This is a genomic window from Streptomyces mutabilis, from assembly GCF_046628145.1.
GTDB classification, from domain to species: Bacteria; Actinomycetota; Actinomycetes; order Streptomycetales; family Streptomycetaceae; genus Streptomyces; species Streptomyces mutabilis.
On record NZ_CP176874.1, the window covers coordinates 2,841,325 to 2,854,551 of the forward strand.

The 13,227-nt window shown below is 72.2% G+C and carries 11 protein-coding genes; 4 read left to right on the top strand and 7 right to left on the bottom strand.

Annotation, left to right across the window (positions count from 1 at the left end; genetic code table 11):
- Window positions 1-108: 108 nt before the first annotated feature.
- Window positions 109-948: an endonuclease I family protein gene (locus ACLIN4_RS12595; protein ID WP_107479381.1), complete on the top strand. Its 840-nt coding sequence runs from the start codon at window positions 109-111 to the stop codon at window positions 946-948.
- 12 nt (window positions 949-960) lie between these two features.
- Here ACLIN4_RS12595 and ACLIN4_RS12600 read toward each other — a convergent pair whose 3' ends face one another.
- From ACLIN4_RS12600 to ACLIN4_RS12610, 3 genes are read right to left on the bottom strand one after another with little or no spacing between them, the layout of a single operon-like run.
- Window positions 961-2,646 (bottom strand): thiamine pyrophosphate-binding protein, encoded by a 1,686-nt coding sequence (locus tag ACLIN4_RS12600; protein WP_289903123.1) that lies wholly within the window; start codon window positions 2,644-2,646, stop codon window positions 961-963.
- Window positions 2,643-3,614, bottom strand: coding sequence for an agmatinase (gene speB, locus ACLIN4_RS12605; RefSeq protein ID WP_100047064.1), 972 nt, complete (start codon window positions 3,612-3,614; stop codon window positions 2,643-2,645). The genes ACLIN4_RS12600 and speB overlap by 4 nt, the downstream gene beginning before the upstream one ends.
- Before the next feature lie 52 nt (window positions 3,615-3,666).
- Window positions 3,667-5,136, bottom strand: a complete 1,470-nt coding sequence (locus tag ACLIN4_RS12610; RefSeq protein WP_107479380.1) for a sodium:solute symporter — start codon at window positions 5,134-5,136, stop codon at window positions 3,667-3,669.
- A 198-nt stretch (window positions 5,137-5,334) separates the two neighbouring features.
- Here ACLIN4_RS12610 and ACLIN4_RS12615 point away from each other — a divergent pair, with 198 nt between their 5' ends.
- Both ACLIN4_RS12615 and ACLIN4_RS12620 read left to right on the top strand, forming a co-directional pair.
- On the top strand, window positions 5,335-6,846 hold the full coding sequence (locus ACLIN4_RS12615; RefSeq protein WP_411575786.1) for a PucR family transcriptional regulator: 1,512 nt from the start codon (window positions 5,335-5,337) through the stop codon (window positions 6,844-6,846).
- A gap of 67 nt (window positions 6,847-6,913) precedes the next feature.
- Window positions 6,914-7,702 (top strand): phosphatase, encoded by a 789-nt coding sequence (locus ACLIN4_RS12620; protein ID WP_100047067.1) that lies wholly within the window; start codon window positions 6,914-6,916, stop codon window positions 7,700-7,702.
- A gap of 28 nt (window positions 7,703-7,730) precedes the next feature.
- Here the strand turns inward: ACLIN4_RS12620 and ACLIN4_RS12625 are convergent, their stop codons facing one another.
- From ACLIN4_RS12625 to ACLIN4_RS12640, 4 genes are all read right to left on the bottom strand, one after another.
- Entirely contained in the window at window positions 7,731-8,705 is a 975-nt protein-coding gene (locus ACLIN4_RS12625; protein ID WP_411575787.1) for a cation diffusion facilitator family transporter, read from the bottom strand.
- 5 nt (window positions 8,706-8,710) lie between these two features.
- Complete coding sequence (locus ACLIN4_RS12630; RefSeq protein WP_107478792.1) at window positions 8,711-9,583, bottom strand: acyl-CoA thioesterase; 873 nt, start codon at window positions 9,581-9,583, stop codon at window positions 8,711-8,713.
- Between the two features lie 10 nt (window positions 9,584-9,593).
- A complete protein-coding gene (locus tag ACLIN4_RS12635) occupies window positions 9,594-10,751 on the bottom strand; it encodes an acyl-CoA dehydrogenase family protein (RefSeq protein WP_107478793.1) in 1,158 nt (385 codons plus the stop codon).
- 120 nt (window positions 10,752-10,871) lie between these two features.
- Entirely contained in the window at window positions 10,872-11,483 is a 612-nt protein-coding gene (locus tag ACLIN4_RS12640) for a TetR/AcrR family transcriptional regulator (RefSeq protein WP_100047070.1), read from the bottom strand.
- Window positions 11,484-11,589: 106 nt separating this feature from the next.
- Between ACLIN4_RS12640 and ACLIN4_RS12645 the strand changes: the two genes are divergently transcribed.
- On the top strand, window positions 11,590-13,206 hold the full coding sequence (locus ACLIN4_RS12645) for a carboxyl transferase domain-containing protein (protein WP_411575788.1): 1,617 nt from the start codon (window positions 11,590-11,592) through the stop codon (window positions 13,204-13,206).
- Window positions 13,207-13,227 lie beyond the last annotated feature (21 nt).

Here is a 13,227-nt window from a genome sequence, read left to right on the forward strand (position 1 = left end):
GGGGGCCGTCGTCACGCAATCGCCACGCTCCGTACACCCCACCTCCCACATGTCCATGTCACGCTCGAATCACCGTTCCACTCCACACGCGTAGATCGGACACCCCACATGCTCGCGATACGCACACGGCGCCGGAAAGCGGTGGCCCTCGCCACGGCCGTCGTACTCGCCGGCCTCGCCGCCCCCTCGCTGACCGCGACCTCGGCCACGGCGACCCCGGCCACGGCGACGACCCATGCGGCGACGACCACGGCATCGGACTACGACTCGACGTACTACAAGGACGCGGTCGGCAAGACGGGCGACAGCCTCAAGTCTTCCCTGCACACCATCATCAGCGACCAGACCAAGCTCTCGTACTCGGCGGTCTGGGACGCCCTGAAGGTCACCGACCAGGACCCGGCCGACAGCGGCAACGTTATCCTGCTCTACTCGGGAATCTCCCGCAGCAAGTCCCTGAACGGCGGGGACACCGGCGACTGGAACCGCGAGCACGTGTGGGCCAAGTCCCACGGCGACTTCGGCACCGCGACCGGGCCCGGCACGGACATCCACCACCTGCGTCCCGAGGACGTACGGGTCAACAGCGTCCGCGGCAACAAGGACTTCGACAACGGCGGCAGCGGCTTCACCGACAGCGGCGGCAGCCTCACCGACTCCGACTCCTTCGAACCCCGCGACGCCGTCAAGGGCGACGTGGCCCGCATGATCTTCTACATGGCGGTCCGTTACGAGGGCGGCGACGGCTGGGCCGACCTCGAGGTCAACGGCAGCGTGGACAACGGCAGCAGCCCGTACATCGGCAAGCTCGACGTGCTGAAGCAGTGGAACGACGAGGACCCGCCGGACGCCTTCGAGCAGCGCCGCAACCAGGTCATCTACGACGACTACCAGCACAACCGCAACCCGTTCGTCGACCACCCGGAGTGGGTCGAGGCGATCTGGTAGGCGCCGGCGCCGTCAGTCCAGGTGGGTCGGCGCGAACATGCGCAGTACGGCCGGGAGGACGACCACCGAGGGCCCCGGTGCGGCCAGGGCCTTCGCGAGGTCGGCCTCCAGCGTCTCCGGTGACGTGCGCACTCCCGGCACCCCGAACGACTCGGCGAGCGCCACGTAATCCGGGCGGGTCAGCTCCGTCGCGGTCGGCTCGCCGAAGGCGTCGGCCATGTACTCGCGCAGGATGCCGTAGCCGCCGTCGTCGACGATCAGCCAGGTGACGTTCAGGTCGTACTGGCGGGCGGTGGCCAGTTCGGCGATCGAGTACAGGGCGCCGCCGTCGCCGGACACCGCCAGCACCGGGTGGGTGGGGTCGGCGGCCGCGGCTCCCAGGGCCGCCGGGAAGCCGTAGCCGAGGCCACCGGCGCCCTGGGCCGAGTGCATGGTGTTGGGGGCCTTGGCGTCGAAGGCCGACCAGGCCCAGTAGGCCAGGATGGTCATGTCCCAGAAGGACGGCGCGCCGGGCGGGAGGGCCTTGCGGACGGCGGCCAGCACGTCCTGCTCCAGGGTGAGTTCCTGGGACGCGATGCGCTCGCGGACCTTGGCCAGTACCTCGCGCACGCGCTCCGGGGCCGCCGGGTCGGTCCGCTCCCCCACCGTCTCCAGCAGCGCCTGGAGGGCGAGGCGGGCGTCGGCGTGGATGCCGAGGGCCGGGTGGTTGGACTCGAGTTTGCCGAGGTCGGCCTCGATCTGGACGACCCGGCCGCGCGGCTCGAAGGTGTGGTAGTTCGAGGAGAGTTCGCCGAGGCCCGAGCCGACGACGAGGAGTACGTCGGCGTCCTCCAGGAAGTCCGTGGTGTGGCGGTCCTCCAGCCAGGACTGGAGGGACAGGGGGTGCGTCCACGGGAACGCGCCCTTGCCGCCGAAGGTCGTGACGACCGGCGCCTGGAGGCGCTCGGCCAGTTGCCGGAGCTTCTTCGACGCGTCCGCCCGGACGACCCCGCCGCCCGCGATGATCGCGGGGCGCTCCGCGCGCGAGAGCAGGTCGGCGGCGACGGCCGTCAGTTCGGGGCGCGGGGGCAGCTCCTCCGGGAAGGTGTCGCCGCCGGTCACCACCGGGATCGGCGTCTTCGCCAGGAGGACGTCCTGCGGGATCTCCACCCACACCGGGCCGTGCGGGACGGTCAGCGCCGACGTCCAGGCCTCCGCGATCGCGGACGGGATCTGCGACTGGGTGCGGACCGTGTGGACGGACTTCACCACGCCGCGGAAGGACGCGGCCTGGTCGGGGAGTTCGTGCAGGTAGCCGTGGCGTCCGCCGCCCAGGCCGGCCGTCGGGACCTGGCTGCTGATCGCCAGTACGGGGGCGGAGGCCGCCCGTGCCTCCTGGAGGGCGGCCAGGGAGGTGAGGGCCCCCGGGCCGGTCGACAGGAGCAGCGGAGCGGCCTCACCGGTGATGCGGCCGTACGCGTCGGCCGCGAAACCGGCGTTGTTCTCCACCCGCAGGCCGATGTAGCGCAGGTCCGATCGGCGCAGGGCGTCGAACATGCCGAGGGCGTGCTGGCCGGGCAGGCCGAAGACGGTGGTCGCGCCGAGCGCGGCCAGGGTCTCCACGACCAGGTCTCCGCCGTTGCGGCCGGGGGGAGGGTTCAGCGCGGCCTCCGTCTGGGCGGCGGTCGGACGGAGTACCAGGTCGTGGTCGTGGGTCACTGCGCTGCCTTCTCCTGGGCGATCTGGCGGGACATGATCGTGGTCAGTTCGTACGCGGTGTGGGAGGCGGCGACCGACGTGATCTCCGCGTGGTCGTAGGCCGGGGCGACCTCGACGACGTCGGCCGACACCAGGTTGCAGGACGCCAGGCCCCGCAGGATCTCCAGCAGCTCGCGGGAGGTCATGCCGCCGGCCTCGGGGGTGCCGGTGCCGGGGGCGTGGGCGGGGTCCAGGCAGTCGATGTCGATGGAGATGTAGAGCGGGCGGTCGCCGATGCGCTGGCGGAGCTGGTCGGCGACCTCGTCGGCGCCGCGGCGGTAGACGTCGGCGGAGGTGACGATGCCGAAGCCCATCTTCTCGTCGTCGGTGAGGTCCTGCTTGCCGTACAGCGGGCCGCGGGTGCCGACGTGGGAGAGGGCGGAGGTGTCGAGGATGCCCTCCTCGACGGCGCGGCGGAACGGGGTGCCGTGCGTGTACTCGGCGCCGAAGTAGGTGTCCCAGGTGTCGAGGTGGGCGTCGAAGTGGAGCAGGGCGACGGGGCCGTGCTTCTTGGCGACCGAACGCAGCAGGGGCAGGGCGATGGTGTGGTCGCCGCCGAGGGTCATCAGGCGGGCCCCGGTGCCCAGGAGGTCGTCGGCGGCGGCCTCGACGGTCTCGACGGCCTCGTTGATGTTGAACGGGTTGACGGCTATGTCGCCGCCGTCGGCGACCTGGGCGAGGGCGAAGGGGGAGGCGTCCTGGGCCGGGTTGTACGGGCGCAGCAGGCGGGAGGCCTCGCGGATGGCGTTGCCGCCGAAGCGGGCGCCCGGCCGGTAGGAGACGCCCGAGTCGAACGGCACGCCCACCACGGCGACGTCGGCGGTACCGACCTCGTCCAGGCGGGGCAGCCGGGCGAAGGTCGCGGGGCCCGCGTACCGCGGGATCCGGGAGGAGTCGACGGGGCCGCGGGGCGTCTCGTTGCTGCTCATGTGCTGCCTTCCTTCTTACGCTTCGTCGCGTATGTACTACTGCTGTCCGACTCTACTGGTGAGCCGGGACCGCCGGTTCGGACGTGGGTTCGGGGGCCCGGCCGGCGAGGCGTTCGCGCCAGGCGGTGAGGGTCGCCTCGTCGGTGGGGCGGGTCGCCAGGGAGACGGCGACGTAGGCGGCCAGGGACGCCAGGAGGCCGTAGTAGACGGGCTCGTTGGCGAGGATGCCGTAGCCCGCCATCAGGCCGACGACGGCGAGACCGCCGACGGCGACCGCGGCGAGGGCGCCCTGTGCGGTGCCGCGCTTCCACAGCAGTCCGCCGAGGATGGGGACGAGGAGGCCGCCGACGAGGAGGTTGTAGGCGACGGTGAGGGCCTCGACGACGTCGTTGAGGGCGATGGAGATGAGGATGACGGCGACGCCCATGGCGAGGATGAAGGCGCGGTTGCCCTTGACCTCGTCGTGCTCGCCCTCGCCCTCCGGGCCCCGGACCGCGCCGCGCAGCCGGGACCAGATGTCGTTGTTGGCGACGGTGGCGCAGGCGATGAGGGCGCCGGAGGAGGTGGACATCACGGCGGCCAGGGCGGCGGCCAGTACCAGTCCGCGTACGCCGATGGGCAGTTCGTCCTTGACGATGGTGGCGAAGGCGTCGTCGGGGCTGGCGAGCTTCGGGTAGAGCACCTTGGCCGCGGTGCCGATGATCGCGCCGGCGACGGCGTAGACGAGGCAGTAGGTGCCGGCGACGGTGCCGCCCCACTTGGCGGTGCGGTCGCTGCCCGCGGTGAAGACGCGCTGCCAGATGTCCTGCCCGATGAGCATGCCGAAGGTGTAGATCAGCACGTAGGTGAAGATGGTCTCGCCTCCGATGCCCAACGGGTCGAAGTACGAGGTGGGCAGCTGGTCCTTCATCTCGCCGAAGCCGCCGGCCTTGACGACCGCGATGGGCAGCAGCAGGAGCAGCACGCCGATGGTCTTCACCACGAACTGCACCATGTCGGTGAGGGTGATGGACCACATGCCGCCGAGCGTGGAGTAGGCGACGACGATGGAGCCGCCGAGGACGATGGCGAGGGTGCGGTTCACGTCGAAGAGGACGTCGAAGATCGTGGCGTAGGCGATGGTCGAGGTCACGGCCAGCATCAGGGTGTACGCCCACATGACGACCCCGGAGATGATGCCCGCCCGGCCGCCGTAGCGCAGGTCGAGCATCTCGGAGACGGTGTAGACCTTCAGGCGGGCGATGCGCGCGGAGAAGAAGACGGACAGGGCGAGGATGCCGAGACCGATGGTGACGACCATCCAGGCGCCGGAGAGCCCGTACTGGTAGCCGAGGCCGACGCCGCCGATGGTGGAGGCGCCGCCGAGGACGATGGCCGCCATGGTGCCGGAGTACATGCCGGGGCCGAGGCGGCGTCCCGCCACGAGGAACTCGCTCTTGGACTTGGCGCGGCGCATGCCCCACCAGCCCATGGCCAGCATGCCGGCGAGATAGACGACGATCACGATGTAGTCGACGGCCATGTGGGGCCCTCCTTCGCGCACTCTCGGTGGCGTGTCGTGCGATGGGTGTGTGTCCGGTGGCGATGCGCGGGGACATCCGCCCGTACCCGCGGCTGCCGGTGTGGATTCCGGTCCGGGTTGACATTAGGTGGCTGAAAAGCGGCTGCGAAGTGTACGTTTCATCCAGCGGGGGCCGGCTGAGTGGAGGAATCGTCCATCATGCAGGAAACGGCCGTCCCGCCCGTGCCGCCCACTCCCCCGGTCTCCCTGGCGGCCCTGCTGTCCCGGGACGACCTGGGGCTGTGCCAGATCGCCGGGCCCGCGGCCACGGAGGTGACGATCCACGGGGCGCACACCTCGGAGATGTCCGACCCCTATCCGTACCTGTTGGGCGGCGACCTGCTGCTGACGGCGGGCGTGCACATTCCGGACGCGGCGGCGGATTCGGGGACCTACTTCGACGGCTACGTGTCGCGGGTCGTGGCGGCGGGCGGGGCCGCCCTCGGCTTCGGGGTGGCGCCCGTGCACGACACGGTGCCCGAGGCGCTGGTCGCGGCGTGCGAGGCGTACGGGCTGCCGTTGGTGGAGGTGCCGCCGCGGACGACGTTCTCGGGCGTGGCCCGTGCGGTGTGGCAGCTGATGGCGCAGGCAAGGCTGGCCGAACTGCGCCGGATCTCGGAGGCCCAGCAGGGGCTGGCCGCGGCGGCCTCCCGTCCGGACCCGGTGCCGTCGGTGCTGCGCCGGCTGGCCGGCCGGCTCGAGGGGCGGGCGGTGCTGTACGGGCCGGAGGGCACGGAGATCGCGGCGGCGGGACGGGAGCCCGGGGCCCAGGTGCGGGGGGCGCTCGCGCAGCTGGCCCGGTTCGTCTCCGGGCACGCCTCCAGCACCGCCACGGACACCGTCGGCGGCACCCGTCTCGCGGCGTACGCGCTCGGCGCCGGGCGGGGCTTCGTCCTGGGGGTGGCGGCCCCGCACCGGGAGCCCGGGGACCACACCATCGCCTCGGTCGCGGCCGTGCTGCTCTCCCTCCTCACCGGCGAGCACCAGAGCGGCACGGGCGCGGCCCGCTCCTCGGCGCTCGTGCGGTTGCTGCTGGGCGCCCGGCGCGAGGAGGTCGCCCCGCTGCTCGGCGGCGGGGAGGGGGACGCCGCCGTCACCCGCTGGTACGTCGTCCACGCCCGCCCGAACACCGGCACCCCCGACGCGGTGTCCGCCTCGGCCCTGGGCGCGGCCCTCGGCTCCCCGCTGGTCGACGCGGCCGACGACGTCGTACGTGTCCTGGTCCCGGCCGCGCCACGGACGGAGGGGGGCGCGGGCTCCGGCCCCGCCGCCCAGCCCGGCTGGACCCTCGGCGTCAGCGCGCCCGTCGCCCCCGCCGAGTGGCCGACCGCCGACGCGCAGGCGGCGCGGGCGCTGGCCCGGGCCAGGGCCACCCGGGCCCCGCTGGTCCGGCATGCCGACCGGCCGGCGTTCGCCGACCTCGTGCCGGCCGGCGAGGCCGAGGCGCACGCGCGGGCGCTGCTCGCGCCGGTCGCCGACGTTCCGGCGCTCGCCGAGACGCTGCGGGCCTGGCTCTCGCTGCACGGCAGCTGGGACCGCACCGCCGTCGCCCTGTCCGTGCACCGCAACACCGTCCGCCAGCGCATCGCCCGCTGCGCGGCCCTGCTGGGCGCCGACCTCGACGACCCGGACGTACGGATGGAACTGTGGTTCGCGCTGCGGCACCTGTGAGGGTGACCCGCGTCCCAGCGTGTGGCATGCCGAAGACGCCCACGGGCGGCTGCTACACAATGGAGCCATGCCGATACCCGGGACACCCAGCCGCGCCGAACTCGCCGAACACCTCGTCAGAACCCGTATCGCGGGCGATGTCGCCACGCCCCGCGAGAACAACCTCTCCCACTACCGCAAACTGGCGAACGGCGACCGGGGCTTCTGGCTCGGTCTGGAGCTGGGCGACCGCTGGAGCGACGAGCAGGACGTGCTCGCGGTGATGGCGGAGCGGGTCGGCGTCAACGACGACCCGGAGTACCGGCACGGTCAGGACACCATCGACCCCGAGCTGACCGTGGCCGCGCTGGAGCGGATGGCCGGCCGGCTGCGCAAGGCGGCGGACGGCGGGCAGCGGGTGCTGTTCGCGACCGGTCACCCGGGCGGTCTGCTCGACGTGCACCGTGCCACGGCCGACGCGCTGCGGGCGGCCGGCTGCGAGATCGTCGTGATCCCGGAGGGCCTGACGACGGAGGAGGGGTACGTCCAGCAGTTCGCGGACGTGGCGGTGCTGGAGCACGGCGCCTCGCTGTGGCACACCCATTCCGGTGAGCCGATGAAGGCGATCCTGACCGGCCTGGAGCGGGAGGGCCGCCCGTTGCCCGACCTGGTGGTCGCCGACCACGGCTGGGCCGGTTACGCAGGCCAGCACGGCGTCGACTCCGTCGGCTACGCCGACTGCAACGACCCGGCGCTCTTCCTCGCCGAGTCCGAGGGCACCCTCCAGGTAGCGGTGCCGCTGGACGACCACGTGGTCAGCCCGCGCTACTACGACCCGATGACGGCGTACCTGCTGACGGAGGCGGGGCTGAAGTAGCCCCCGTGCTCCTTCGCCCCGTCGGCCGTCACGGCCAGGGGTTGAGTCCTTCCGAGCGGCGCTGCGCGAACCCGGGCGTCGGGTCCAGGTAGACCCGGCGGATCATCGGGAACTCCTCGCGCAGCCGCTGCTCGGCCCGCTCGCACGCCCACTCGATCTGCGCCGCCGTCGCCACGTCCCGGAAGTCGACCTTGGCGGCGACCAGCGCCTCCCGCGGTCCCTGCACGAGGGTGGTCAGCTCCAGTACGGCCTCGATGTGCTCAACGGCGACCAGTTCCGCGCGGACGCGCTCGCGCACGGTGCGGGGCAGCGGCCGGCCGATGAGGAACTCGGCGTTGGAGCGGCCCAGCACCCAGGCGACGTACAGCAGCAGGGCGCCGATGCACAGGGACGCGACGCCGTCCCAGACGCCGGAGCCGGTGAGCTGGCCGCCGAGGAGCCCGCCCGCGGCCAGCAGCAGGCCGGCCAGGGCGGCGGAGTCCTCCATGACGACGGCCTTGACGGCGGTGTCGGGGGTGCGGCGCAGGAAGCGGCCGAAGGGCACCCTGTGGCGGCGGGCCTCGCCGTGCGCCTGCTTGAGGCCGGTGCGCAGCGAGTAGCCCTCCAGGAGGAAGGCGACGGCGAGGACGAGGTAGGCGATCAGCGGGTCGCCCACTTCCTCGCCGTGGGTGAGGGTGTGGACGCCGTCGTAGAGGGAGAAGACCGCGCCGCCCACGAAGGTGGCGACGGCGGCGAGCAGGGCCCAGATGTAGCGTTCGGGGCCGTGGCCGAGGGGGTGGTCCTCGTCGGCGGGGCGCTCGCTGCGTTTGAGCGAGGTCAGCAGCAGGACCTCGGTGACGGTGTCGGCGACCGAGTGCGCGGCCTCCGAGAGCATCGCGCTGGAGCCGCTGATCACGCCGGCCACCGCCTTGGCGACGGCGATGCCGAGGTTGGCGAAGGCGGCGACCAGCACCGTGAAGGTGCTCTCGCCGCCACCGGTCTCGTGCCGCTGAGGTTCCGCCATGCCCCTCAGTGTTCCCGAGGGACGCGCACCACGCCTTCCTGGATGACCGAGATGGCGAGCCGCCCGTCCTGCGTGTAGATGCGCGCCTGGCCGAGGCCCCGGCCGCCGGAAGCGGACGGCGACTGCTGGTCGTACAGCAGCCACTCGTCGGCGCGGAAGGGCCGGTGGAACCACATCGCGTGGTCCAGCGAGGCCCCGACGACGTCGCCGACGGCCCAGCCGCCCCGGCCGTGCGCGAGCAGCACCGAGTCGAGGAGGGTCATGTCGGAGACGTAGGTGGCGAGGACGACGTGCAGGAGGGGGTCGTCGGTGAGTTTGCCGTGGGTGCGGAACCACACCTGGGAGTGGGGTTCGCGGGGCGTGCCGTAGTCGCCGAAAGGCGGGTCGTCGACGTAGCGCAGGTCGACGGCGGCCCGCGCCTCCAGGAACCGCTCCACGGTGTCGGCGGGCAGGTGCGGGTAGCTCCGCAGCCGCTCCTCGCCGGTGGGGAGGGTCGCCGGGTCCGGGGCGGGCGGCATCGGGGCCTGGTGGTCCAGGCCGTCCTCGTACGTCTGGAAGGACGCCGACAGGCCGAAGATCGGCTTGCCGTGCTGGACGGCGACGACGCGGCGGGTGGTGAAGGAGCGGCCGTCGCGCAGGCGGTCGACGTTGTAGACGATGGGGGCGCCGGGGTCGCCGGGGCGCAGGAAGTACGCGTGCAGGGAGTGCGCGTGCCGGTCGGCGGGGACCGTGCGTCCGGCGGCGACCAGCGCCTGGGCGGCCACCTGCCCGCCGAAGACCCGGGGGACGACGGCGGAGCGGGAGTGGCCGCGGTAGATGTCCTCCTCGATCCGCTCGAGGTCGAGCAGGTCGAGGAGGGACTGGAGTGCTTCGCTCATGTCCTGTGGTTTACAGGCCCATGTTCTTCGCGATGATCGTCTTCATGATCTCGCTGGTGCCGCCGTAGATGCGGTTGACGCGGTTGTCGGCGTACAGGCGGGCGATCGGGTACTCGTTCATGTAGCCGTAGCCGCCGTGGAGCTGGAGGCAGCGGTCGATGACGCGGTGGGCGACCTCGGTGCAGAACAGCTTGGCGCTGGCGGCCTCGGCGGGGGTGAGTTCGCCGGCGTCCAGGGCCTCGGTGGCGCGGTCGGCGACGGCCTCGGCGGCGTCCACCTCGGCCTGGCAGGCGGCCAGCTCGAACTTGGTGTTCTGGAAGTGGGCGACCGGCTTGCCGAAGACGGTGCGCTCCCGCACGTACTGCGTGGCGAACCGGACGGCGGCCTTGGCCTGCGCGTAGGCGCCGTAGGCGATGCCCCAGCGCTCGGAGGCCAGGTTGTGGCCGAGGTAGGAGAAGCCCTTGTTCTCCTCGCCGAGGAGGTCCTCGACGGGGACCTTGACGTCGACGAAGGCCAGCTCGGCGGTGTCGGAGGTGCGCAGGCCCAGCTTGTCCAGCTTGCGGCCGACGGAGTAGCCCTCGGACTTGGTGTCCACGGCGAACAGGGATATGCCGAAGCGGCGGTCGTCCTCGCGCGGGGCGGAGGTGCGGGCGCAGACGATCACCTTGTCGGCGTGGACGCCGCCGGTGATGAAGGTCTTGGCGCCGTTGAGGACGTAGTGGGTGCCGTCCTCGCTCAGCTTGGCGGTGGTCTTCATGCCCGCGAGGTCGGAGCCGGTGCCCGGCTCGGTCATCGCGATGGCCCACATCTCCTCGCCGGTGACGAACTTCGGCAGGTAGCGCTTCTTCTGCTCGTCGGTGGCCAGCATCTTGATGTAGGGCAGGGCGAGCAGCACGTGCACGCCGGAGCCGCCGAACTGGACGCCCGCGCGCGCGGTCTCCTCGTAGAGGACGGCCTCGAACTTGTGGCTGTCCAGGCCGGCGCCGCCGAACTCCTCGGGCACGTTGATGCCGAAGATGCCCAGCTCGCCGAGCTTGTAGTAGAAGTCGCGCGGCGCCTGGCCCGCGGCGAACCACTCGTCGTAGACGGGGACGACCTCGGCCTCGATGAAGGCGCGGAGGGTCTCCCGGAACGCCTCGTGGTCCTCGTTGAACACCGTACGGCGCACCGCGCCACCTCCAGGGTACGTATCTAAGCGCTTGCTCAGACTTCACCGTACCGGCGGGTAGGGAGAGGCGTCCAGACCGGGACGCGGGTAACCCTCGTCACTCCCCCGCCTCTTCGGGCGTCAGCCCTCCCCCACCGCCGCGAACGCCCCCCGCGCCATCCGGTGCAGCAGCGCCGCCGTCACCGCGCGGCCCGGCAGGGAGCCGGGGCGGCCCAGGTGCGGGGTGGAGTTCAGGAGGCCGAAGACCGAGTGGACGGCCGAACGGGCGCTCGGTTCCGGGACCGCCGGGTAGACCTCGCGCAGCACTCCGACCCACAGCTCGACGTACTGCCGCTGGAGCTGGCGGACCAGCTTGCGGTCGGCGTCCCGGAGGCGATCCAGCTCGCGGTCGTGCAGGGTGATGAGCGGGCGGTCGTCGAGCGCGAAGTCGATGTGACCCTCGATGAGCGAGTCGAGGACCGCCTCGGGACCCGTGTCGGAGCCGGTCACCCCGTCGGCCTCCGCCAGCCGCCGCTTCGCCCCGGTCAGCAGCGAGTCGCTGATCCCGACCAGCAGCTCGGCGAGCATCGCGTCCTTGCCGGCGAAGTGCCGGTAGAGGCCGGGGCCGCTGATGCCGACCGCGGCCCCTATCTCGTCGACGCCGACACCGTGGAACCCGCGCTCGGCGAAGAGCCGGGCGGCCTCCTTGAGGATCTGCTCGCGGCGGGTGGGGGCGTCGGTTCTCGTGGCCATGGGATCAATTCTAGACAGGGCGGTTAGCGGTCGTTAACCTGAAGGAAATGCGTTAACGCTCATTAACCGATCGACCGATCGACCCATCGGGTGAGGGGACCGCAGGATGCACGAGGCACCGGAGCTGACGACGGCGGCGGATCCCGCCTCCGAGGCCTTTCGGGCCAACGAGGAGGCGCACCGCGTCCTCGTGGAGGAGCTGCGCGCCAAGCTGGCGGCGGCCAGGCTCGGCGGCGGGGAGCGGGCCCGGGCCCGGCACACCGCCCGCGGCAAGCTGCTGCCGCGCGACCGCGTGGACACGCTGCTCGATCCGGGCTCGCCGTTCCTGGAGCTGGCGCCGCTCGCGGCCGACGGGCTCTACGACGGCCAGGCCCCGGCCGCCGGCGTGATCGCCGGGATCGGCAGGGTCAGCGGCCGGGAGTGCGTGATCGTCGCCAACGACGCGACCGTCAAGGGCGGCACGTACTACCCGATGACGGTGAAGAAGCACCTGCGGGCGCAGGAGGTGGCGCTGGAGAACCGGCTGCCGTGCCTGTACCTGGTGGACTCCGGGGGCGCCTTCCTGCCGATGCAGGACGAGGTCTTCCCCGACCGCGAGCACTTCGGGCGGATCTTCTACAACCAGGCCCGGATGTCCGGCGCCGGCATCCCGCAGATCGCGGCCGTCCTCGGCTCCTGCACGGCGGGCGGCGCGTACGTCCCGGCGATGAGCGACGAGGCGGTGATCGTGCGCAATCAGGGCACGATCTTCCTGGGCGGCCCGCCGCTGGTGAAGGCGGCCACCGGCGAGGTGGTCACGGCGGAGGAGCTGGGCGGCGGCGAGGTGCACTCGCGGGTGTCCGGCGTGACCGACCACCTGGCGGAGGACGACGCGCACGCGCTGCGGATCGCGCGGCAGATCGTCTCCACGCTGCCCGGGCGCGGCGCGCTGCCGTGGGGCGTGGAGCCCGCCGTGGAGCCGAAGGTCGACCCGCAGCAGATGTCCGGCGTGGTCCCGGTCGACTCCCGTACCCCCTACGACGTCCGCGAGATCATCGCCCGGGTGGTGGACGGCTCGCGGTTCGCCGAGTTCAAGTCCGAGTACGGGCAGACGCTGGTCACCGGCTTCGCCCGCATCCACGGCCACCCGGTGGGGATCGTCGCCAACAACGGCATCCTGTTCGCCGAGTCGGCCCAGAAGGGCGCCCACTTCATCGAGCTGTGCGACCAGCGCGGCATCCCGCTGGTGTTCCTCCAGAACATCTCCGGGTTCATGGTCGGCAAGGACTACGAGGCCGGGGGCATCGCCAAGCACGGCGCCAAGATGGTGACGGCGGTGGCGTGCACGCGGGTGCCGAAGCTGACGGTGGTGGTCGGCGGGTCGTACGGCGCGGGGAACTACTCGATGTGCGGGCGGGCGTACTCGCCGCGCTTCCTGTGGATGTGGCCCAACGCCAAGATCTCGGTGATGGGCGGCGAGCAGGCCGCGTCCGTGCTGGCCACGGTCAAGCGGGACCAGCTGGAGGCCCGGGGCGAACAGTGGCCGGCCGAGGAGGAGGAGTCCTTCAAGGCGCCGATCCGCGCCCAGTACGAGCACCAGGGGAACGCCTACTACGCGACCGCCCGCCTGTGGGACGACGGGGTGATCGAGCCCGCCGACACCCGGCAGGTGCTGGGCCTGGCCCTGACCGCGTGTGCCAACGCGCCGCTGGGCGAGCCCCAGTTCGGCGTCTTCCGGATGTGAGGAGGGGACTTCGATGGGGAG

Excerpts from the sequence above, each read along its gene's own strand:
- speB (WP_100047064.1), bottom strand. The coding sequence starts at position 3,614 with ATGAGCAGCAACGAGACGCCCCGCGGCCCCGTCGACTCCTCCCGGATC.
- ACLIN4_RS12620 (WP_100047067.1), top strand. The coding sequence starts at position 6,914 with ATGCCGATACCCGGGACACCCAGCCGCGCCGAACTCGCCGAACACCTC.
- ACLIN4_RS12610 (WP_107479380.1), bottom strand. The coding sequence starts at position 5,136 with ATGGCCGTCGACTACATCGTGATCGTCGTCTATCTCGCCGGCATGCTG.
- ACLIN4_RS12640 (WP_100047070.1), bottom strand. The coding sequence starts at position 11,483 with ATGGCCACGAGAACCGACGCCCCCACCCGCCGCGAGCAGATCCTCAAG.
- ACLIN4_RS12595 (WP_107479381.1), top strand. The coding sequence starts at position 109 with ATGCTCGCGATACGCACACGGCGCCGGAAAGCGGTGGCCCTCGCCACG.
- ACLIN4_RS12625 (WP_411575787.1), bottom strand. The coding sequence starts at position 8,705 with ATGGCGGAACCTCAGCGGCACGAGACCGGTGGCGGCGAGAGCACCTTC.
- ACLIN4_RS12630 (WP_107478792.1), bottom strand. The coding sequence starts at position 9,583 with ATGAGCGAAGCACTCCAGTCCCTCCTCGACCTGCTCGACCTCGAGCGG.
- ACLIN4_RS12615 (WP_411575786.1), top strand. The coding sequence starts at position 5,335 with ATGCAGGAAACGGCCGTCCCGCCCGTGCCGCCCACTCCCCCGGTCTCC.
- ACLIN4_RS12645 (WP_411575788.1), top strand. The coding sequence starts at position 11,590 with ATGCACGAGGCACCGGAGCTGACGACGGCGGCGGATCCCGCCTCCGAG.